The sequence below is a fragment of the Microcoleus sp. genome (assembly GCF_041354475.1).
In the GTDB taxonomy this organism is placed as follows: Bacteria; Cyanobacteriota; Cyanobacteriia; order Cyanobacteriales; family Microcoleaceae; genus Microcoleus.
This window is the reverse complement of the sequence record NZ_JBGJZU010000053.1, coordinates 1-23,757: the sequence shown is the minus strand read 5'-3', so window position 1 is coordinate 23,757 and position 23,757 is coordinate 1. Positions and strand designations below refer to the sequence as shown.

Here is a 23,757-nt window from a genome sequence, read left to right as displayed (position 1 = left end):
CAAGCAGTTTTAAACTATTCCTAGTTGTATATTTCAGCATTGAATTGCTTATATGCTATAATGGTTACTACGACTGCTTTACGATAAAAATCTGGGTATTTATGATATCAGTTTTGAACCCAACCGCAGAGCGCCATGGCTTTAAGGTTCTCCTCGTCGAAGACAATCGGGCCGAAGCTGAGCTGATCGAAGAATTATTATTAGAAACCAATGTTTCCCGATCGTTGCCCCAAAGGCTATTGATAAGTCGCGCCGATCGTCTCAGTAAAGCACAGGAGCTTTTACTAAAGGAAAAATTTGATGTCATATTACTAGATCTGTCACTGCCGGACACCCAAGACTTAAGTACAATTGTTAAAATTCAAGAATACAGCGTCAATACTCCGATCGTGGTGCTCACGGCCAGCAACGATGAAGAACTAGCCGTGCAGTCGATCCAAACAGGAGCTCAAGATTATCTAGTCAAAAGAAAAATAGACAGCGAAGTGTTAATGCGATCGCTGCGTTACGCAGTGGAAAGACAACACAACCAAGAAGCTTTGCGAAAAAGTGAAGCAAAATATCGATCGGTAGTGGAGAATTGCCTAGTCGGAATCGCCATTCTGGCAGCGCCAGTTTCTCCCTCACAACCAGAAAAATGTGAGTGGTTGGAAGTCAACGATGCTTTGTGCAATTTGCTGGGATACGAGCGCGAAGAACTGTTGCAGTGTAATTGGGAGAAATTGACTTTTCCTGAAGATTGGCAAGCTAGTTCCGAGCAGCTCAAGAAAATTTTAACAGGTAAGAGTCAAGGTTACGTTTTAGACAAAAGATGGCGCAAAAAAAACGGTGGAATAGTTTATACTAGAGTGTCGCTGCGCTGCATCCGCAGCCTAGACGGGTCGATCGATCGGATGATTAAAGTGGTCTTGGATGTGAGCGATCGCCACCGCTATGAAGTTCAACTCAAAGCATCTCGACAATTTTTAAAGCACACGATTAATGCGACACCAGACCCAATTTTTGTCAAAGACGAACAACACCGTTGGGTAGTATTAAACGATGCTTTTTGCGAATTAATGGGAAAACCGCGAACAGAACTTATAGGTAAATGTGGATACGACTTTTTACCGGAAGAAACAGCTAGCTTGTTTTTACAAAAAGACGCAGCGGTATTGAAAACAGGAATCCCTGATGAAACCGAAGAAAAATTTATAGATAGCAGCGGTAAAAAAAGAATTATATCTACCAAAAAGATAATTTTTAAAACAGCCGAAGGCAGTAAAATGTTAGTAGGTACTATCCGAGATGTCACCGAGTACAAGCGGCAGCAAATAGCATTGAGGCAAACCCGCTCTCGGCTGGAAAAAATGACAGCTAACGTACCGGGAATGATTTATCAATTCCGCATTAATAAGGATGGAGAAAAAAATTTTTGCTACGTTTCTTCCGGTTGTAATGAAATTTACGAATTAGCACCTAAACAGCTAGAACAAAATGCAGAATTGGGTTTTGAAAATATTCATCCAGATGACCTAGAAGAGTTCCACAAATCAATAATAAAATCGGCGAATACGCTGCTGCCATGGCATCAGCAGTGGCGGCAAATTATGCCGGACAAAGTGAAGTGGCTGCAAGGCGCTGCCAAACCGGAAAAGCAAGCCAATGGCGATTTAGTTTGGGATGGCTTGGTGATGGATATCACCGAATTAAAACAAACTCAAAAAGAGCGCGATCGCTTCTTTAATATTTCCCTCGATTTACTTTGCATTGCGGGTTTAGACGGCTATTTCAGACGCTTAAATCCTTCTTGGTCAAATGCTTTAGGTTACAGGGAAGGGGAACTTATAGCCAAACCTTTTATAGAATTTGTGCATCCCGAAGACCGAGCAATAACCATAGCTAAACTGGAAACACTCAAAAGTGGCAACCCAGTTATTAACTTAGAAAACCGCTACCTTTGCCAAGATGGTACTTATAAATGGCTGTCCTGGACGGCATCGCCCTTTGGTGAAGAAGGTTTAATTTATGCAGTGGCCCGCGATGTTACATTAAACAAGCAAGCCGAAGCAGAATTACGCAAAAGTGAAGCCACCAATCGAGCCCTTTTAAACGCCATACCCGACATGATGTTTCGCTGTCGCGCCGATGGCACTTTTGTAGACTTCAAACCTGCAAAAGAACCGAATATTATACTTAAAGAAAGTATTTTTATCGGCAAAAAAGTCCAAGACATTCTACCGTCGGTTTTTGCTGACAAGATCGTATCTGGTAACAAACAAGCGATCGACAATGGTGAAATTCAAATCGTAGAATATCCCATGTCAGTTAATGGTGAACTGTACGATTTTGAAGCCAGAATTGTATTTTGTAGCGATGACGACATTATCGCGATCGTCCGTAATATCACCGATCGCAAACGTTCTGAGTCGGCAATCCAGCGACAAGCCGCCGCCATGTCCGCCGCTTCCGAGGGCATCGCCATCATCGGCGCCGGCGGAGAGTTCATTTATTGCAACGCAGCTCAACTCAAAATGTATGGTTGCGAATCTCCCGAAGCCATGTTCGCTCAAAGCTGGAAAATATGCTATGAAAGTGCAGAACTACAAAGGTTGGAGCAAGAAATCCTCCCCACTTTAACCACAAAAGGATATTGCAACACCGAAGCCATCGGATGTCGCCGCGACGGCTCCAACTTTCCTCAAGAACTGTCCCTAACCATGCTGGCAGGGGGCGAAATTATTTCTATTGTTCGCGATCTTTCTGCTAAAAAACAAGCCGAACTAAAGCTGCAAGATAGTCAGCGGTTCGCTGAAAAAATTGCTGAAGCTAGTCCTAATATTTTGTATGTTTACGATTTGATTGAAAGTAAAATCATTTATGCTAATGCTTCCATTTATCACGTTTTAGGCTATACAGTAGAAGAGCTTCAGGCTATGGGTGTGGAGATGATTTCTCAATTGATGCACCCGGAAGATTTGAGCAAAATTCCTGATTATTTACAACAAGTAGAAACAGGTGGCCAAGGCGATATCTTTGAAGTTGAATACAGAATGCAGCATAAGGATGGTTCTTGGCGCTGGATTGTCAGCCGAGATACTGTATTTATGAAAACCCCAGCCGGTCGATTAAAACAAATTTTGGGCGCGGGAACTGATATTACTGAAAGTAAGCAAACAGAAGATGAAATCAAGTTATTGTTAGCAGCAACTCAAGCAATTAGTCAGTCGCCAGACTTCGAGAGCGCGATCGCCAATGTTTTGCGCTTTTTGTGCAACGCCATCGGCTGGAATTTTGCCGAAGCTTGGATACCTGCTGCTGATGGCACTGTTTTAGAACACAGCCAAAGTTGGTATGCTAGCGACCCGACTTTGCAGGCCTTTGGACGTGAAAGCCATCAGTTTGTATTTGGACTGGGCGTCGGACTACCGGGGCGCATTTGGCTGACTAAACAAATGGAGTGGAGAGAGGATATATCCGATGGCGTAAATCCCGTTTTTTCGCGATGGGAACTGGCAAAAGAAAGTGGATTAAAAGCTTGTTTCGGCATACCAATTCGCGCTGAGGGAGAAGTGCTGGCAGTTTTAGTATTTTACCAGCGGAACCGCTCGCCTCTAGAGGGCCGTATAGTAGATTTAGTAAAAGCAGTAGCCACTCAATTGGGTTCTCATATTCAGCGCAAACAAGCCGAAGAAGAATTAAGGAAAAGCGAAGAACGCTGGCAGTTAGTTCTGAAGGGAAATCAAGACGGAATTTGGGATTTCAACCTCCAAACTAATGAAGTTTTTCGCTCGGCTCGCTGGAAGGAAATTATCGGTTACTCAGAAACGGAAATTGACACTAACAACCACGAATGGACTGAGCGAATTCACCCGGAAGATGCTGGGCGCGTGCAAACTGCTATCCAAGATTACCTCGATCGCAAAACCCCGAATTATGCCTCTGAATACCGTCTGCTATGCAAAGACGGCAGCTACAAGTGGGTACTAGCCAGGGCCCAAGCAGTGTGGGACCAAGCCGGAAATCCCCTGCGGATGGTGGGTTCCATGACTGATATCAGCGATCGCAAACAAGCAGAATTAGAGCTGTTGAAAGTTACTCAAGCTGTTGAAAGTACCAGCGACGCGATCGCGATTACCGACTTGAAAGGACGCTCTATTTACCACAACCAATCCTTCATTCAACGGTACGGCTACACAGTCGAAGAACTCAACACGCTTAATGCAGCCGAGGTGATGTACGTCCAACCTAAAATTTATAAACAAATCTATAAAACCATTCGCACCGGCTTGTCATGGAGTGATGAAATTGAACTAAAAACTAAGAATGGTGAAGCAGTAACTACTCTGGTGAGAGCCGATAATATCAAGGATGAAAATGGCAATTTTATCGGTTCTGTGGGAGTAATTACCGATATTAGCGAACGCAAAAAAGTAGAAAAAACTTTGCGCCAGCAATTAAATCGGGAGCAACTAGCAGTTGCCATGCTCGAACGCATTCGAGCTTCTTTAAACTTAGAAGAAATTTTAACCACAACTGTCGAAGAAGTCCGGCTATTTTTGCAAGTAGACCGCACAGTGATTTACCAATTTACTCCTAGTTGGAGCGGGTTTATCGCTGTGGAGTCGGTAAAGGAAGATTGCATGGCAATTGCGGGAAGGGAAATTTACGACCCCTGTTTTGGCGAAGCCTACGTTGACCTTTACAAAGATGGCAGAATTAGAGCTACAGATGATGTTTACAACGCTGGTATCGCTGAATGCTACTTGAATCTGTTAACTGAGCTACAGGTCAGAGCTAATCTGGTAGTACCGATTTTGCAAGGCGAAAAATTGTGGGGGCTGCTAATTGCCCACCACTGCACGGGCCCCCGTCCTTGGCAGAAATTTGAGGCAGAGTGTCTGCAACAATTAGCCGTGCAGTTGGCGATCGCCATCCAACAATCTACTTTGTTTCAAAAGGCGCAAACTGAAATTGCCGATCGCAAACAAGCAGAAGCCGCCCTGCAATTAGCTAAAGAAGCCGCTGAAGCTGCTAACCGCGCTAAAAGCGACTTTCTCGCCAATATGAGCCACGAATTGCGGACACCTTTGAACGGCATTTTAGGATACATTCAACTCCTCAAAAACGATCGGAATTTAACAACGGAACAACTGGATATCCTGACTAACGCTCTACAGTGTGGCAATCACTTACTGACGCTGATTAATGACATTTTAGATCTGGCAAAAATAGAAGCTAATAAAATGGAACTCTCTGTGAGCGAGGTAGATTTTAGAAATTTAATCAAAAACATTGTTGACTTGTTTAAGATGCGTTCCGATCAAAAAGGAATTGCATTTAATTACGAGGAGCTATCTGTTCTGCCTAACTACGTTTTAGCTGATGAAAAAAGAGTCCGACAAGTTTTGATTAATTTGCTCAGCAATGCTGTTAAGTTCACCGATCGTGGTGGAGTGACATTGAAAGTCGGTTACGTGGATAATGTCGCTGAATATGCCAGTCCCATCAACTCCATAAATTCCAGTTTAACGGCGGCAAATCGTGATGGAATGGCAACTTTGACCCCTAATCTAGAACCACAGAAGCAGTCCATCGCCCCTGGTGACGCCACAGAAGCACCAAACTTAGCAAAATTACCACCAACTAAAATCCGCTTCCAAGTCGAAGATAGCGGCATTGGTATCAGAGAGAACAAATTAGCAGAAATATTTTTGCCCTTTCATCAAGTGGGCGATCGTAGCAACGTGGTGGAAGGTACCGGATTGGGCCTTTCCATCAGTCAAAAAATAGTAAACATGATGGGCAGCCAAATTCACGTCGAAAGTACCTCCGACATAGGCAGCATTTTTTGGTTAGATATAGATTTGCCCGCCGTCGCCCAGTGTTCAGAAATCCCCTCTCCACCCGAAAAACATCGGATTGTTGGTTTCGTAGGCCTCAAGCGCAAAGTGTTGGTAGTAGACGACAACGAAGCAAATCGGGCAATGCTGCATAAAATGCTCTCTCGTTTGGGCTTGGAAATTGTAGAAGCCACAGACGGCGAAGACTGTTTGCACAAAGCACTGGAATTTCAACCCGATCTAATTTTAATGGACTTGCTGATGCCAGTAATGGACGGCTGGGAAGCTACCAGGCGGCTGCGACACTTGCCGGAATTAAAAGATGCGGTTATCCTTGCTTTGTCTGCTAGTGTTTATGAGACTACCAGGCAAGAGAGCATACTTGCAGGCTGCAATGGTTTTCTCAGTAAGCCTCTTCAAAACAACGAGCTTTTAGAATCGTTGCGAGTTAATTTGGGACTAGAATGGGTTTACGAAGACGGAGCATCGGCTAACAAACGCAAAGCTCCAACCCCAAAAACAGCATCAGACTTGGCTGCTGCGGACAAGATCCCATCTCCCGCCTGTGAGTCAGTCTTGGCTTTGTTAAGACTGTGTGCAATGGGCGATATAGAAGCTATTCTGGAGGAAATTGCTAAACTTGAAAATTCTGACCCGAAATTAGTGCCTTTCGCTCACCACGTCCGCCAACTAGCTAAGGGATTTCAAATCAAGCAAATTCGATCTTTTTTGAAGGAACATTTGTCTTAGGATTAAAGTTATGTAAAACTTTGTAAGTTGACAGTCAAGATTGTGACCAACAAATCAAAATCATTCGACGGGGATTTTAATTCACAAGTCACACTTCACAAGTCAAAATTCACAACTATACTATTCAACTTGATTTTTTTCCTTGAATATGAACGATAAAAATTCCGAAAGAAGCATTATACTAATTGTCGATGACAACCAGACCAATCTGGATGTACTTTTCGAGTTGTTGAGAAATTATGGGTTTAAGGTATTAGTAGCCCAGGACGGCGAAAGTGCGATCGAGCAAATTGAATATATCCATCCAGACCTGATCCTTTTAGATATCATGATGCCGGGAATTGACGGGTTTGAAACTTGCCGTCGCTTGAAAGCAGACCCGCCGACGCAAGACATTCCCATCATATTTATGAGCGCCCTTTCCGATACCCTTGACAAAGTAAAAGGCTTTCAAACAGGAGCAGTTGATTACATCACTAAGCCGTTCCAGCACGAAGAAGTATTGAGCCGAATTGAAACTCACTTGACTATTCGTAGTTTACAAAAAAAACTCGAAGAAAAAAACGAAGAGCTTGCTCACCTCAACCAAAATCTCGAAAGACTTGTCGAACAAAAAAGTAAGCAACTCATCGACCAAGAAAAAACTGCCATCATCGGTCGCTTGACTCAGGGCATGGTACACAACTTGAAAAGTCCGCTGCAAGTTATGCAGACTAGCGTCGATCTCATTGAAACAAAAGCCACAAAAATTAACGACTACTCGTTTTTTAGTTACACTAAGTATATTTTACAAGCCATCACAAAAGTCAATCAGATTATGGACACTCTGATGGTGAAAAGCAGAAAGGAGCAAGAGCAAGATTTGCAGCCTGTGAATATAAACGAATTAGTGCAGCGAGAGATTCAGCTATTGGAAGGAAATCTGTATTTTAAAAATAAAATCAAGAAAAAATATTTTTATGACGATAAAATGCAAAATATTCCCTTAATTTATTCCTATATTTCTCAAGTATTTTACAACTTAATAAATAATGCAATGGATGCTATGTGGGATAAAAAAAGCCGAGAACTAACTATTGTGACTCGACAAGATGAATCGAAAATTTATCTGGAGATTGCGGATACTGGATGCGGGATAGCACCAGAAGATTTGTCAAAAATATTCGATCCTTTTTACACATCAAAACCCGCTAAAGGCGAGGAACAAAAAGAGGGTGAACCCACAGGAACTGGTCTGGGACTTTATACTTGTATTGAACTGCTAAAACCTTTTAAGGGCGAGATTGCTATTAGCAGTAATCTCGGCAAGGGTAGCATATTTACAGTTGTGTTGCCAAAACGGCAGTAAGATTGAAGACAGAAGGAGGCAGAAGCAAGAAGGAAGAAGGAAGAAGAACCCCCCCTACCCCCCCCAAGGGGGGAACCAAGAAGGAAGAAGTCATCCCCCCCAAGGGGGGAAGGAAGCAGTAATCAACCCATAGGAATGATGGCAATTATTGCCGATCTCACAGAACTAAAACGTACAGAATCCGCCTTGAAACTTAGTCAAGAAAGATTGCAATTAGCAGTGTTTGGCAGCTCCCTGGGGCTGTGGGATTGGAATATTGCTACAGGCGCTACTTATTTTGACTCGCAGTGGAAAGCAATGATTGGTTATGAAGAACATGAAATTGAAAATAATGTTAAATATTGGGAAGATTTGCTACATCCCGAAGATAAAGTCAAGGTGATGGCAGCTTTAAATTCATATTTTGAAGGGGAAAATGATATTTATAAAATTGAATTTAGGATGCTAAATAAATCGGGAAATTGGCAATGGATTATGGCTTTGGGTAAGGTAGTAGAATACGACGAATGGGGCGCACCACTGCGGATGAACGGCACTCATCAAGATATTAGCGATCGCAAACAAGCAGAGTTTGCTTTGCAGGAATCGGAAGCGCGAGAACGTTCCAAAGCCCTAGAATTAGAAACAGCAATTAAGCAGCTCAAAACAACTCAATCTCAGCTTGTGCAAAATGAAAAAATGGTAAGTTTGGGGCAGTTAGTTGCTGGTGTAGCTCATGAAATAAATAATCCTATCAGCTTTATTCACTGCAATTTAGGACCAGCTCGTAGGTATACTTTTTCTCATTCAATTATAGTCGATCGACATGGTGGCAAATTGAGCTGTAGTTCCACGGTGGGAGAGGGTTCGGAGTTTTTGGTTGAGATTCCAGTCCAGCAAAATTTAACCTAGAGGAATTTGGATTGATATATTGGTTATGAAAAGCCGATAATTTTTTACATGAAATTGCATCTCAGTGTCACAATAAAAACAGCAAATGTCAACTTACCCCTTGTCAAGTTATGACTGGTTCTCCCAGGGAAGCTAAACTACCCAAACAAGCCCCGATCGCCAATTTTTCAGATGTCGGCGAAAATTCTTGGCGCGAGTGGGCAGATCTAGTACCAACCATGCTGTGGATAGCAGATGCAGATAGCAATTGTCATTACTTTAATTCTCAGTGGACAGAATTTACAGGGCTTAGTCAGGAACAAATTTCAGCCCGCGGATGGACGCAAAACATCCACCCCGAAGATTTAGATAGCTGGGAACAAATATATGCAACTGCTGGGAATTCCCCTAGCAAATTCCAGAGAGAATACCGCCTAAAAAGAGCCGACGGCGAATATCGGTGGATTGAAGAAACAGTAGTTCCTAAATTGACACCAGCAGGTAAATTTCAAGGATTTATAGGTACGGCGACGGATATTAGCGGACGTAAAAAAGCCACTAACGAACTCTTAGAATACCAGCAAAAATTAGAAGAAACTCAAAAAGTTGCCCATATCGGCAACTGGGAATTCGACCTCACTACTGGCGAAGTTACTTGGTCTGATGAATTAAAAAGAATTTACGATCTAGAAATAAACGCACCAACACCAAGTTATCCAGAACTGGTGCAACAAATTCATCCTAACGATAGAGAACGCTTTCAACAAACTATAAACGACGCCATCGCCCACCGCCAACCCTACGAAATTGACCACCGCATTTACCGTTTAAACGGAGAAATGAGATATCTAATCGGTTGGGGACAAATTGTCCAAAACCATCAAGGGGAAGTCATCAAATTATTCGGAGCGGCCCTCGATATTACCGATCGCAAACAAGCAGAATTAGCCCTGCAAATGAGTCAAAAACGCCTCCGTGCCGTTGTCAACAATGCACCCATAATTTTGTCTTGCATTGACCGCCGAGGCATCTTTACACTTTCGGAAGGAAAAGGGTTAGAACCTTTAGGATTAGTTCCAGCACAAGTAGTGGGCTTATCGGTTTACGGACTGTACGAAAAGTACCCCCAAATTATCGAAAATATTAATTTGGTTTTGGCTGGCGAAGAAAAAATTTGGTCGGCTGAATTCTCTGGTCACATTTACGAAACTCGTGGCACCCCAATCTTCGATGAAAAAGGAGAAATTCTAGGATTAATTGCTGTTTCTGTGGACATCACGGAGAGGGCGCGAGTTGAAGAAGCTCTCAGGGAAAGTGAAGCAAGGCTACGCTTAATTCTCGAAAATATGCCAGTCATGCTCAGCGCTGTTGATGCCGAACGCAATATCATAGTCTGGAACCGAGAATGCGAACAAGTTTTGGGTTACAGTACATCAGAAATGGTCGCCAATCAGCAAGCAATACAACTACTAATACCGGATTTTCAATACCGCCAAAAAGTGTTTAAAGAAGTTGTCAAACTCGAACATAATTTTCGAGATTTAGAAGTAGAAATACAGGCCGCTGACGGGACTGTAAAAACAATTGCTTGGTCTAATATTTCCGCTGAATTTTCGGTTCCCGGCTGGGATTTTTGGGGAATTGGTGTCGATGTTACCGAGCGCACAGCAGCAGAAATGGCACTGCGAGAATCCGAAGCTAGACTCAGAGAACAAGCAGTGGAATTAGAATTAGCTTTTAACACTCTCGGTAATACCCAAGCACAGCTCGTCCAAAGTGAAAAAATGTCTTCCTTGGGTCAATTGGTTGCTGGAGTCGCCCACGAAATCAATAATCCTGTCAGTTTTATTTTTGGTAATATTACCTATGCCAAAGATTATACCAAGGATTTGCTAAAAATTCTGGAACTTTACCGTGTAGCTTACCCTAAACCTACGGCAGAAATTGAGGCAGAACTTGAAGAATGCGAATTAGATTTTATCCGTGAAGATTTGCCGAAGCTGTTGGATTCCATGGAAGTTGGAGCCGAGAGAATTCAGGAAATTGTTAAATCTTTACGGACTTTTTCTCGCCTTGACGAAGCAGAATTTAAGGCGGTTAATATTCATGCAGGCATTGACAGCACTTTGATGATTTTGGCTCACCGTTTGAAGCAAAAACGGGAACAAGCTACTATTTCGCTAATTAAAGAGTACGGCAATTTACCCTTGGTTGAATGTTACTCTGGTCAATTAAATCAGGTGTTTATGAACTTGTTGAGCAATGCGATAGATGCTTTGGAAGAAAAGGCTAAAGAACTGGAATCTGCCGAGGATAAATCCTCTGTTTATACAATTAAGATTCACACAGAAGTTGTGGAGGAGGAGCGGGTGAGAATTACGTTTACAGATAGCGGTACTGGCATTCCCGAATCAGTAAAGCAGCGGTTGTTCGATCCTTTTTTTACTACGAAACCTGTGGGAAAAGGTACGGGATTGGGATTGGCTATTAGTTATGAAATCGTAGTTGAAAAACATCACGGAACTTTGGAGTGTAATTCTCAGTTAGGGGTGGGGACAGAATTTGCGATCGAAATACCGATTCGTCAAGCGATTTTAGATTTGTGATTTCAGATTTTAGACAGTCGAGGGATTTGAGATTTCAGATTGAAGAAACGGACTCTAGGGATAAATCTGGGGGTTTGTTAGCCGAGGAGTGAGGGTTGCTGCTGGCGTGACAAATGCGGTTTTTGCCTTCAGTTTTAGCTTGATAGAGAGCACTGTCAGCACTGTGAATTAGGCTGTCGGGAGAGCGATCGGGAGCAGGAATCGTGGTAGCAATCCCACAACTGAGGGTAACGTAGGGATCGATTTCCGATCGCGCGTGGGGGAGTTTTAGCGCATCGAGGCAATCGCAAATTGTCCGGGCGACAACGTGGGCTCCTTCGGCTCCAGTGTTGGGTAGTAGTACGGCAAATTCTTCGCCACCATAACGGGCTGGCAAATCTCCAGCCCGCTTGACAGCAGAGGCGATCGCCCCAGCCACTTGATACAAGCAGTCGTCGCCGGCAAGATGCCCGTAAAAGTCGTTGTAAGATTTAAAAAAGTCGATGTCAAGCAGGATTAAAGACAGTGGCAATTCCTCTCTTGCTAGCCTACGCCACTCCAACATCAAAATGCGATCGAACTGGCGGCGGTTAGCAATCCGTGTCAGTGCGTCTGTAGTTGCTAGTTGCTGCAATTTTTGGTTGGCAATTGCTAACTTGCAGTAAAGTTCAGATTGTTCGATCGCGATCGCCACTTGATTTGCCAAATGTGTTAAAAATTCTATTTCCCATGCCTGCCACTGCCTAGCTCCAGTACAATTATATGCTGTCAGGATTCCCCACAAATAATTTTTATTTTCTGTACCCGACTCAGATTCATTTTTGAGCATTCTCTGCGGTGTCCCACCACACAGCAGCGTCATTAAATCTTCGGGATAATCCTCCTCTTGTTCTTCTTCCCCCCTAGAGCCTGAAGATATTTTCTTTGTCGCTTCCTTGTCTTCAAATTGCCAAATTGGAACGCTTAAAACTGCTGCAATTTCACAATCAGTCAGCAATTTTTTACAACTACCCGTCAATTCCGTCCCACTCACATCAGATATTGCTTGTACCGACTGAGACTCCGCCAAAAAAAGACAGGATACCGCCAAAGCAGAACAAATATTTTGGTTTTCAATATAACCTTGTGGCAATCCGTCACCTGCGACAATCTCACATTTTTGCTCTTCGCTGTCGAGTTGTGTCCCAGAATTGTGACAGCGATAAATTAAAACCCGGTCTGTTTTCAGAAATTGACGTACTTCTGCCACGGTACTGTGGAGAATACTTGTAACGTCGATGGACGATCGAATATTTTCGATCATTTTAGCCAAAAGTCGCTCTCTTTGGGCTTGTTGTCGCAATTGTTCCTCTATGCGTTGCCGTTCGATCGCATAGTGGATTGCCCGCACCAGAAGAGTTCTATGAAATCTGCCCTTCACCAAACAATCTTGAGCGCCCGATCGCAATACTGACAGTGCCGTATGTTCATCATTCATATCTGTTAGTACCACAATTGGCACTGTGGGCGATCGGGCTTTCAGCATCGCGATCGGATCGCTTCCCTCCAAACAATCTTCCACGGACAAATCTAATAGTATGGCATCAAACTCTGCTGTTTGCAGACATTGTATTCCCTGCTCCATAGACTTAACAATTTCAAGAAGAAATGTAGCGTCACTGAATGACCCTAAAAGGTCTTCAATCAGAGTCGCATCTGCGAGGTTATCCTCCACCAACAAAACTTTTATCGAGTGGTTAGACGTTAACACAACTATAGCAATTCGAGCGGGTTGACAACAACTATTTAGAAATTCTAACTAATAACCGACATAGCCACTAGCAATAGAAACCATCTCATTTTTGGAAACCTCCCCTAGGGAAAATTGGATGGGGGCAGAAAACTTTGGGCTTTACTCAGAGATTAATTCCCCGAATCCTTACCCCTACAACTTAGCTTATAGAGCCTCCGACGGGAGCGAAACGATTTCAAACCAATACTGACACAAAGTCTTCATTACTTCAACCAATCCTTCAAAAGTCACTGGTTTGGATATGAAAGAATTCGCACCCAAGCGGTAACAAAGCAAAATATCTCCGCTGCTTTGCGATGTAGTCAGTATCACGACCGGGAGATGTTGCAAGTCGGGGTCCGATCTAATCAAAGTTAGTGCTTCTGGCCCGTCAAGCCTCGGCATATTCAGATCTAAAAGTATCAGGTCGGGGAAGCGCCAATTGCTAGCCTCAGCATAGGAGCCGCGACAGTATAAATAGTCTAGCATTTGTTCCCCATTTTCCACAAATTCGATTCTAATTGCTATGGGAATCTCTCGGAGTGATTCCTGCACGAAAAAGCGGGTATCTTCGTCATCATTAGCCATTAAAATAGTGAATGTTTTGTTTTGATTATTCACTGCTTTGACTCACTACCAACGAATGCTGTGACCTGGTATAAATTGCACAAATATCCGAGGATATGCCAATATCTGTTGTCCTAATTTTGCTGGTTTGACCAACCAGGCTGAGTGTGTGTAGCAAAAATTCTTTTGTTTGCCTTGCAGGCAAACCTTTGTCATTAATGCTTGTTTCACTTAGCATTTCTTTAAAAAATGCACAACCCACACAACTAGAACTATCGCCAAGGCTTGCCTCCGAAATATACTCTAAATTACTGTAGGGGAAAGTCAGATACTCTCGATACAGTTGAAATAAATTGAAAATTATGCCGTGCACCGCTGATGTTTAACTTTTACAAGATTTGAGTTAATAAATTGATTATGAACTCTTTATTTGTTTTTTGTCATCAGTAAATATGCTACATTTTGATCGCAATTCTGTAAAGTAAATATAAATAATCCCCCAAAATCACTAAATAAATTACTATTTCCTTTCTGTTGCTTCCTCCATCCGGATTTTTAAGGGGAGCCAAACCGCAGCAGCTTATAGCTTATAGCTTATAACTTCTACCTTCACTCCCCTACAGGAAGACAAAAATAAAAAATCGCTCCTCGATTGGGTACTGATTGCACCCAAATGCGACCGCCGTGGCGATCGACAATTTTTTTACAAATCGCCAAACCAATACCCGTTCCCGAATAGTTTTTTTGAGTATGCAAGCGCTGAAAAATCTGAAAAATACTCTCCTGATACTGTTCTGCAATACCAATACCGTTGTCCTCTACAGAAAACAGCCAGTTATCCCCCTGTCGGGAAACACTTACGTGAACCATCGGTCGATCGCCCCCCCGGTACTTAATAGCATTGCCAATTAAATTCTGAAATAGTTGCACTAATTGACAACTATCAGCCACAACCATCGGCAAATCCGCCCTACTAACAATAGCTTGATTCTTACGAATAGCCCACTGTAAATTAGCACAAGCATCCTCAAAAACTAAATTGCAATCAGTCAAGCCAAAAGGTTTCTGGCTTCTGCCAATTCGTGAATATTCCAGTAAATCATCAATCAAGTTTTGCATCCTTGTACAAGAACTAATTATATTACTAATAAATTTATAAGTTTGAGAATCAAATTGGTCTTGACAGCGCCTTTCTAATAATTTAGCGTAACCCGAAATCGTTCCCAAAGGTGCTTGCAAATCATGGGAAGCAATATAAGCAAACTGTTGTAATTCTGCATTAGATCGACTTAATTCTTGAGCATAGCGAGTGAGAGAAATTTCTGCTTGTTTGCGTTCGCTAATATCCCGAAATGTGACAGCCAAACCGTCATTTAATTTGACAGCGACAATGTGCAGCCAAGCACTGAATTTGCGATTGTGTTCGTAATAAAATTCTCGCTCTAAAGTTTCTCCTGTTTCTACCACAGAAACGTAGACATCAAATAGACCATTTTTGCAGACTTGAGGAATTTCTTCTAACAAATACTTTCCTATTAAATCCTGAGACACCATACTCAGCATTTTTTCCGCAGCCCGGTTCAGCAAAATCCATTTGAAATCAACAATATTTCCCTGACTGTTGCGAACAGCAGAAAAAGCTACCACACCGTCTAGGGAACTATTCAAGACGCTTGCTAGCAATAATTGCGACTGTTGCAGTTGAACATTTTGCTTTTTTAATTGCTGTTGCAGTTTTTGTAAATCAATTTGCTTTTCGATTCTTGCTAAAATTTCTTCCACTTGAAAAGGTTTAGTAATGTAGTCTAATCCGCCCACTCGAAAAGCTTCTATTTTATCGTTAATATCATCTAACACGCTTAAAAAAATCACCGGAATCTGCGCTGTTTCTGGTATTTTTTTTAGCCTCTCACAGACTTCATATCCGTCCATTTCTGGCATTCGGATATCCAACAAAATCAAATCAGGAGCATAGGCGATGGCAGCATTCAAAGCTAGTTGTCCAGAAATAGCTCTGTAAACTTGATAGCCATGAGAGCTTAGTAAATTAGATAAAAAACGCAGATTAATCGGTTGATCGTCAACCATCAATATTTTAATTCCGCTATTATCCATTTATTCTAAAATTGATTGAGTTAAATTCACTATTCTGTCAAGTCGGTAATCCTCAAGTAAATCTTTTAAAGCATTAGCTAAAGTTGGATGACTTTCGGAAATGCGATCGACAACTTGAATCACCAACTCTTCATTAACATCATTAGCAGCTTCGTCCAGTTCCTCTAACCAACTTTTAGGCATCTCTGCCAACAGTGGTAAAAAAAATGAATCGGGTTTTTCGCCGTTCAAATAACGCCTCCCTCCCACCCCAAAAGGTACAGACAACTCTTGATAAATATAGCGCACTCCCAAATAGTGAGCAATCTTGTCAAAAATGATTTGTTCTTGAAAAGGTTTACGCACAAAATCGTCGCAGCCTGCTGCGATAATTTCGCCTCTTCTTTCCTCAAAAATGCTAGCAGTCAGAGCAATAACTACAGTATGCGATCGAGTATTTGTCTCCCTAGCTCTAATTTCTGCCACAGTTTCAAAACCATTCATTACTGGCATTCGCGTATCCAGCCAGATTAAATCCGGCTGCCAATTTTCCCAGATTTCAATTGCTTGTCTACCATTTTCAGCTTCTCTGACTTCAAAGCCAATGGGTGCGAGCATTTTAATTAGCAGCAGTCGATTTTCAGTATTATCATCCACTGCTAAAATTCGATAAATTGGCTGCTCTGGTTCTAGCCCCAGCACCCGTTGCAATCTCGTGATATTTACTTCTGAGGGAGCCACCGCACATAGTTTAATATTAAATTTAAAAGTAGTTCCCTCACCTAAAATACTACTTACTTCAATATTACCCCCCATAATTTCCACGTATTTTTTGGTAATATTTAAACCCAAACCCGTGCCGTCAGCAGCTTTTTTCCCCGCTTCAGTTTGCACAAAAGCATTAAATAAAGTCTCCATTTCTTCGGCTGCTATGCCAACTCCCGTGTCTTGAACCTCAAAAAATATTACACATCGTTCGTTGGAAATCGAGTTAGAATCAATTTCTGTTTCTTCTGACTGGAATGGAACTGTTTCCAGACCCACTCTTAGCAAAATTTCACCACCGTTTTCAGTAAATTTTATGGAATTTCCCAGCAGATTAATTAAGCAGACGCGCAGTTTTTTTTCATCGGTTTTAATATATTGGGGAACCTGGGATTGCACGGAAAATTTGAGGTGCAAATTTTTAGTTTCCGCTTTGATTTGAAACATCTCTTCCAAAGTGTCTAAGAGTTGATACAAATCAAAACTACTTTCATCTAAGGCAACTATCCCAGCTTCAATTTTTGACAAGTCTAAAACATCATTAATTAATTCCAGCAAATGTTGACCGCTACGGTTAATGATTCTGAGATTTTCGATATTTTCATTACTCAGTAAAGAATCACGACTCATTACTTGACTAAAACCCAGAATCGCATTCAGGGGAGTCCTTAATTCGTGGCTCATATTGGCAACAAATTGACTTTTTGCTTGAGAAGCTGCGGCTGCTTGTTCTTCGGCTTTTTTGCGTTCAACTATTTCTTTTTGCAGTTGATTATTGCGAGCGATTAGTTCTTTTTGTAATCTTTTTATAGTCAGTTGGTGTTCAACTCTTGCTAAAACTTCTTCTACCTGAAATGGTTTGGTGATGTAATCCACCCCACCAATTTGAAAGGCTTTTACTTTATCTAAAACTTCATCTAAAGCGCTAATAAAAATCACAGGAATTTCTGCTGTTTCCCCATCGGCTTTGAGTTTGGCACAGACTTCGTAGCCGTTCATCTCCGGCATTTTGATATCGAGTAAAATTAGATCGGGAGAACCAGATTTGGCAGCTCTAATTGCCATTTTACCATTGATTACGCCCCGAACTTTATATCCGCGATCTAACAGTGTGGCTGATAAAACGTGCAAATTTTCTGGAGTGTCGTCAACAATTAATATGTTGCCTCTATTCTCTTTGGTAATATTTTGAGTCATCGATTGTTGATTTTTGTTATGTAATTGCCAGTATAAAAAAGTTATCAATTGGATATCATAGCACAAGCTGTAATTATTCTGGCATATTTCTAATTTTAATAATTTCTCAATTCTTCAATTAAATCAATAATCCGATCGCACCGGAAGTTATTAGCCAGTTCTGCGATCGCGCTGCCGAAATTAGCATGAATAGGAGGAATCGCCAAAATTAACCGGAAAATCCAATCATTGTCCACTTCTTCCGCCGCCTCATACAATTTATCAATCCATTCACCAGGCATCACTTCAAAGGACGAAGCACTCAGCGTAAAAGGTAAATCCGCTGTTCCCATATTTTCATTTTCACCCATTTCGCCACTAAACAAACCCCCAGCAGACTGGCTACCGTGAGAATTACCCGCAAGTTCGCGATCGTAAACATAGCGGACTCCCAGATATTTTGCCATCTTTTCCAGAATCACCTGCTCTCGAAAAGGCTTCGCGACAAAATCATCGCAACCCACAGACAAAATCACCGATCGCTCCTCATCAAAAGCACTAGCCGTCAAAGCAATAATTACGGTGGCTTGACCTTTCAAATGCGCTTTGATCCGTTTCGTAGCTTCATAACCATCCATCACGGGCATCCGCATATCCATCCAAATCAGATGAGGTTCCCAACTCGACCAAACCTCGATCGCCTGAACCCCATTTTCCGCTTCCCGAACCGCAAAACCCAAAGATGAAAGCATTCTCACTAGCAATAAGCGACTTTCCAGGCGATCGTCAACAGCCAAAATTCGGTATTCCGGCTGTCCCGGCTCAATACCGACGACACGACGAGCTGTTTGGGTTATCTGAATTTCCACTGTATCAGGGAGAGAAACTTTAATATCAAACTTAAAAATGCTGCCCTCACCCACAGTGCTCACCACACTCATTTCCCCTCCCATTAAATTCACAAACTGTTTGCTGATTGGCAAGCCCAAACCAGTTCCTTCTTGAGCTTTTCTCCCGCTTTCAGTTTGTGCAAAAGGTTTAAATAAACTATCCATTTCTTCAGGAGAAATTCCCGGTCCCGTGTCCTCTACTTCAAATAGCAAACAGCAATCATTAATCTGTGGTGAATTAGTAAGTGTATACTCGCTGTTTAATATTTCATGTTTAATCCTTAAATTCACCCCACCCTCCGAGGTAAACTTGAGGGCATTACCAATAATATTAATCAAAATCTGACGCAATTTACTTTCGTCTGTTTCTATATATTTAGGCAAATTATGTGCACAATCAAAAATTAACTGCAATCCTTTTTTTTGTGCTTGCATTTTCAGCATTTCTTCTGTATTATTCAGCATTTTTTGCAGATCGAAAGTGCTGTTGTTAACTGTCACCAGACCCACTTCAATTTTTGACATTTGCAAAATATTATTAATTAAAATCAGCAAATGTTCGGCGCTGCGGATGATAATACTTAAGTATTGCTGTTGCTCTTCACCCAAGCCTGTGTCGCGAGATAGCAGTTGACTGAAACCCAGAATCGCGTTGAGAGGAGTACGCAATTCATGACTCATATTCGAGAGAAACTCACTTTTAGCTTTATTTGCTCTGTCCGCTTCTTCTTTGGCTTGCCGCAAAGTTATTTCTGCTTGTTTTCTTTCCGTAATATCACTGGCAGTACCTGTCGCACCCATGACATTTCCTTCGGAGTTTAAATGGGCGATCGCCTTGGTATTTATATCAATTATTCTGCCATCTTTACCTAATACAATACTTTCATACTGAAATACTGAATTACCAGTCAATAAATACTGCTGAAGTTCCAAATCGGGAGCTGTTGATTCCGGTGCAAAAAAATCGCTAAAAGAACAACCAATCATTTCTTCAGGTTCATAACCATAAATCTGTTTTACTGCTTGGTTGACAAAAGTAAGGTGTCCTGTCGCATCGCAAGACCAAATGATATCTTGCGAAGTTTCGACTAAGTGCCGATATTTTTCTTCACTTTCAACCAGGGCTATTTCTGCCAACTTGCGCAGAGTAATATCCATCAATGTTGTGAAGATATTTGTCACTTCTCCTTGCGGGTTTACCACTGGTTCTCCTCTGGCTTCGATGTAGCGAATGAAGCTTCCTTGATTGGTTTGGGAAGGTAAATTACCATCGGTAATTATTGATTCCGGCTGCAAAATTCGATATTCCAACGTGTATGGTTCCCCAGTAGTCATCGCAGCATTGATGCTGCTTTGCCACTTTTCTAGATCGTCTGGATGAACGTATTGAGCAAACTCAGCTACTGTGGGTGCTGGCTGGCTTGAATCCAGACCAAAAATGCGGGATAATTCTTCGGACCAAATAGTTGTGTTTGTGGACAAATCCCATTCCCAATTGCCGACGTGGGCCAGTCTTTGGGCTGCGGCGAGAGAAGTAGCTAAAGCCCGGAGTTTTTCTTCTGCTAATTTGCGATCGCTAATATCCTGACTCACAGAAATTACGCAGGTTTCATTATTAATTTCAATTATTTCTGCTGACAATAAAGCCGTTCTTATGTCACCTTTTTTATTTCTAAAATTCAACTCATAATTACGTACTATTTCTTTTTCTTTTAAGATTAAAAATAAGTTGTTTCTAGCTTCTTGGCTGACCCAAATATTCAAGTCAAGAGCAGTTCTACCAATTATTTCGGCTGCCGAATAACCTATGGTTTGGCAAAAAGCATCATTGATTTCCAGGTGGCTGCCATCTTTAAGTCTGGTAATCGTAATTGGATTAGGAGAAGAACGAAAAGCTTTAGCAAACTTTTCTTCCGAAAAACGCAATTGTGCAGTCCGTTCTTCTACTAAACTTTCTAATTCTTGATTTAATTTTTGTAGTTTAGTGTTTTGTTCCGCTAATTGTTTTTCCATAAAATAGCTATTAATCGCTTCTTTTACGGTCAACTTCAAGTCTTCTGACTGCCAAGGTTTCGCTATGTAGCGGTACAATTTGGCGTGTTTAATAGTATTCGCTACTGCTTCCAGGTCTGCTTGTCCTGTCAGCATAATTTTGATAGTTTTTGGTGAAATGCGGTGAATCTGTTTTAGTAACTCGTCCCCTTTGATATTAGGCATCAAATAGTCGGAAATCACCGCCACAATTTCACTTCCCTCTGCAAGCAGTTCCTCGGCCAATTCCAAAGCGTCTTCGCCACCTTCAGCAGTTTCTAATAAATGTTCTTCTCCGAGGGCTTTTTTTAACTCAATCTTTAAACTTTCAAGGATTATAGGTTCGTCATCGACACAAATAATCACAGGTTTGTTGTTCATGCTTTTGCTAAACCAGATTTTATTGTTTCTACTAATTCTTTGCCATCCCAGGGTTTATATAAACATCGGTGCAAATTTGCTTGTTTTTTTACCCGTTCTATGGCTAAGGCATCGGCTTGACCGGTCAAGATGACTTTCACAATGTTCGGATATTTTTTGTGGACATCTATCAAAAATTCATCTCCTTTAATACCGGGCATTAACCAGTCAGATACGATTACCAAAATATGACTGGCTTCGGCTTCTTCTTCAATTTCCTGAATAATTTCCATAGCTTCATCGGCATTTTCTGCTATTTCATAAAGGTAAGTATCCCCAAATTCTTTTTTTAATTGGATTTTTAAACTGTTTAAAACAACTGTTTCATCGTCAACACACAAAATTACTGGTTTTCTCATAAACTTTTATCCCTGTGATTTTATGAAAATTGTGGATTTGCCCATAAAATTTTTTCTCCTTAATTACCGTCGGTGGTGGACACTGGTAAGGATACACTAAATGTCGTTTTACCAGGTACACTTTCTACTTGCAGTTTACCTTCATGTTTGTCAATAATTTTCAGAACTATATCCAATCCCAAGCCACTACCTTCCCCAGGAGGTTTAGTGGTAAAGAAAGGCTCGAAAATTCGGGGCATAATTTCTGGGGGAATACCTTTGCCACTGTCGGTAATGCTAACTGAGACTGCATTATTTCGGTACCTGACATCAATTTTTAACACTCCTTTATTATCCATCGCTTGTAAAGCATTGTGAACTAAATTGGTCCAGACTTGATTTAGTTCATCAGGATAGCATAACACATAAGGTAAATTAGTATCATAGTTTCTAATTACTTCTACTCCGTGTTTGATTTGATAATGGTAAAGGGTCAATACTGTTTCTATACCGTCCGTGATCTTAGCGATGACCTTGGTCCCCGATTGGTCATAGCGAGCGTAGCTTTTTAAAGCAAAGACTATTTTCGCCGCCCTATCTATCGCTGTCGCGATATTTTTAGTGCTTTTTTGTACTGTAGCAAATTGATAAGCTGTTTGTAAAATTTGGTGTTTATCGGGAGCTTTAAATAAATCTAAAAAAGGTGCTATATCACTGCCAATACCGATATCCAATAAAGTACAAGCAAGGCTGTCAGCGCTTTCAATTCCTTCGGTTTCTAACTGGCGTTGTACTGCTTTTTTTAATTGACGTTTTTCTTTGCTAGATAATGTATCTTGTTCTTGACTGGATCTGTTTAGGAGAGCAAAGAAATCCTCCAGGCGTTCTAGGGACAGTTGCTGGAAAAATTTTGGTAACTGAGCCAGATTTTCTGCCCAGAATTCGCCGATATTCTGCACAGATGATCGAATTGCACCCAGAGGAGAATTGATTTCGTGAGCAACTCCGGCTATTAGCTGTCCCAAAGCAGCCATTTTTTCGGATTGAACCAGTTCTTTTTGGGTGCGCTTGAGTTCTTGAAGAGTGTTAGCGAGTTCTTCATTTCTTTTTGATAAAACAGACTCCGCTAGTTTGCGATCGCTAATATTGCGGGCTACCCAAATCACCGCATCTTTGGAAAACATAGAAATACAGGCTGTAAACCACAGTTCGCGATCGCCCACTGTGAAGCTGTAGTCGAAATTAAGTGTTTGCTCAGTCTTTAAAACTTGTTGAATTAACATCCACCAATCATCGGGGTTTTCGTCGTCAAAAAAATGTTCTATGGTGAGGCTGACAATATCGCTATCTGCTTCGGCAAACCCCGCCGTATTTGTCGGCAAAACTTCTATATTCCCTTGGCTATCGAGGACGAGTACGATGTCTGTCATCGCTTCAAACACGGCGCGGACTTTATTTTCAGAAAAGTGCAACTTTGCTTCGAGCAATTGGCGATCGTTAATTTCTTGCTGCAATTTTTCGTTGCTCAATGCTAGCTCAGCGGTGCGTTCCAGGACTCGTTGTTCGAGTTCGGCATTGAGACGTCGCACTTCGGCTTCTGCGGCGGCACGCTCTTGTATTTCGGATTTCAATTGATTGTTGGCACTGATTAATTCTAAAGTTCGCTGCTTAATTTGTGCTTCTAAATTTTCATTTAAAAGCCGTAAATCTTCTGCTATTTCTAGGCTTGGGCTCGTTTCTTTTTGCAATTGTTCGTTCACTGCGATCGACTCCTGGTTTTTTTCGGCAACTATGGGCTGCAAAACCTTGACTTTCCCTTGCATTTTTGGTGGATCTAAGGTTGGCTGCAAGGTACTTTGCATCACAAGCCTGGTTAAATATATAGCCACATCTAAAAGAGGTATTTTGCTAGCAATTGTTTTTACAATATCGTTTTTTCTAAACATAGCCAGCAATTGTGGCTGTTGAGCGATTAAAATACAACTGTCTGGGGTCTGAATCATCCTGACCGCCCTATTCAAGAGTGTGTCACGACCCTGCGCTTGCTGTGGGGGGTCGATCGCCTCTTTTGGCAAGTTATGGGTATCAAAATCTGAATGCGAGTTTTGTTGCGGCGCTTTGAGTCTTTGGGCTGCCTTGCCAACTTGCGTTGCAGTCTGCGAATTTTTCGGTCTAACTGTTTGTAGCTTGGACTTTTAGCCGCTCTTCCGTCGCTCATCACTGCAAAGGTTTTAATACCCAGATCGATGCCGATGCTGTGGTTTTTAGCTTCGACAATATCGGAATTAATCTCTACAACAAAGCTCAGGAAATAACGGTTGGCGCAGTCT

12 protein-coding genes are annotated in these 23,757 nt (G+C 41.7%); 4 read left to right on the top strand and 8 right to left on the bottom strand.

Translation table 11 applies throughout. The features are described from left to right. Positions 1–101 precede the first annotated feature (101 nt). From ACBR23_RS18995 to ACBR23_RS18980, 4 genes are all read left to right on the top strand, one after another. Positions 102–6,572 (top strand): PAS domain S-box protein, encoded by a 6,471-nt coding sequence (locus ACBR23_RS18995; RefSeq protein ID WP_371117706.1) that lies wholly within the window; start codon positions 102–104, stop codon positions 6,570–6,572. A gap of 148 nt (positions 6,573–6,720) precedes the next feature. Further along, positions 6,721–7,920 carry a response regulator gene (locus ACBR23_RS18990; RefSeq protein WP_341735613.1) on the top strand — a complete coding sequence of 400 codons (1,200 nt, stop codon included), beginning with the start codon at positions 6,721–6,723 and terminating at the stop codon, positions 7,918–7,920. 135 nt (positions 7,921–8,055) lie between these two features. Then, entirely contained in the window at positions 8,056–8,811 is a 756-nt protein-coding gene (locus ACBR23_RS18985) for a PAS domain-containing protein (protein ID WP_371117707.1), read from the top strand. Between the two features lie 110 nt (positions 8,812–8,921). Further along, positions 8,922–11,396, top strand: coding sequence for a PAS domain S-box protein (locus ACBR23_RS18980; RefSeq protein WP_371117708.1), 2,475 nt, complete (start codon positions 8,922–8,924; stop codon positions 11,394–11,396). Positions 11,397–11,430: 34 nt separating this feature from the next. On the opposite strand, the gene ACBR23_RS18975 is transcribed toward ACBR23_RS18980, so the two are convergent. The 8 genes from ACBR23_RS18975 to ACBR23_RS18940 all read right to left on the bottom strand — a co-directional run. Next, positions 11,431–13,125, bottom strand: coding sequence for a diguanylate cyclase domain-containing protein (locus ACBR23_RS18975; RefSeq protein ID WP_341735616.1), 1,695 nt, complete (start codon positions 13,123–13,125; stop codon positions 11,431–11,433). A gap of 186 nt (positions 13,126–13,311) precedes the next feature. Continuing rightward, the gene (locus ACBR23_RS18970) at positions 13,312–13,767 is read right to left on the bottom strand and encodes a response regulator (protein WP_371120253.1); all 456 of its coding nucleotides are present in this window, start codon (positions 13,765–13,767) and stop codon (positions 13,312–13,314) included. Positions 13,768–14,322: 555 nt separating this feature from the next. Next, on the bottom strand, positions 14,323–15,828 hold the full coding sequence (locus ACBR23_RS18965; protein ID WP_341735618.1) for an ATP-binding protein: 1,506 nt from the start codon (positions 15,826–15,828) through the stop codon (positions 14,323–14,325). Continuing rightward, positions 15,829–17,769 carry a response regulator gene (locus ACBR23_RS18960; protein ID WP_371117710.1) on the bottom strand — a complete coding sequence of 647 codons (1,941 nt, stop codon included), beginning with the start codon at positions 17,767–17,769 and terminating at the stop codon, positions 15,829–15,831. Between the two features lie 95 nt (positions 17,770–17,864). Next, a complete protein-coding gene (locus ACBR23_RS18955) occupies positions 17,865–21,050 on the bottom strand; it encodes a PAS domain S-box protein (RefSeq protein WP_371120254.1) in 3,186 nt (1,061 codons plus the stop codon). Continuing rightward, complete coding sequence (locus ACBR23_RS18950) at positions 21,047–21,448, bottom strand: response regulator (protein WP_341735621.1); 402 nt, start codon at positions 21,446–21,448, stop codon at positions 21,047–21,049. The genes ACBR23_RS18955 and ACBR23_RS18950 overlap by 4 nt, the downstream gene beginning before the upstream one ends. A gap of 59 nt (positions 21,449–21,507) precedes the next feature. Beyond that, positions 21,508–23,430, bottom strand: coding sequence for an ATP-binding protein (locus ACBR23_RS18945; RefSeq protein WP_371120255.1), 1,923 nt, complete (start codon positions 23,428–23,430; stop codon positions 21,508–21,510). A gap of 14 nt (positions 23,431–23,444) precedes the next feature. Continuing rightward, on the bottom strand, positions 23,445–23,757 hold a 313-nt coding region (locus tag ACBR23_RS18940; RefSeq protein WP_371117715.1), incomplete at its 5' end, for a transposase.

Bases quoted from the DNA above. Each gene is read 5' to 3' on its own strand.
- ACBR23_RS18945 (WP_371120255.1), bottom strand. From the start codon at position 23,430: ATGATTCAGACCCCAGACAGTTGTATTTTAATCGCTCAACAGCCACAA.
- ACBR23_RS18950 (WP_341735621.1), bottom strand. From the start codon at position 21,448: ATGAGAAAACCAGTAATTTTGTGTGTTGACGATGAAACAGTTGTTTTA.
- ACBR23_RS18995 (WP_371117706.1), top strand. From the start codon at position 102: ATGATATCAGTTTTGAACCCAACCGCAGAGCGCCATGGCTTTAAGGTT.
- ACBR23_RS18965 (WP_341735618.1), bottom strand. From the start codon at position 15,828: ATGGATAATAGCGGAATTAAAATATTGATGGTTGACGATCAACCGATT.
- ACBR23_RS18955 (WP_371120254.1), bottom strand. From the start codon at position 21,050: ATGAACAACAAACCTGTGATTATTTGTGTCGATGACGAACCTATAATC.
- ACBR23_RS18985 (WP_371117707.1), top strand. From the start codon at position 8,056: ATGATGGCAATTATTGCCGATCTCACAGAACTAAAACGTACAGAATCC.
- ACBR23_RS18980 (WP_371117708.1), top strand. From the start codon at position 8,922: ATGACTGGTTCTCCCAGGGAAGCTAAACTACCCAAACAAGCCCCGATC.
- ACBR23_RS18960 (WP_371117710.1), bottom strand. From the start codon at position 17,769: ATGACTCAAAATATTACCAAAGAGAATAGAGGCAACATATTAATTGTT.
- ACBR23_RS18990 (WP_341735613.1), top strand. From the start codon at position 6,721: ATGAACGATAAAAATTCCGAAAGAAGCATTATACTAATTGTCGATGAC.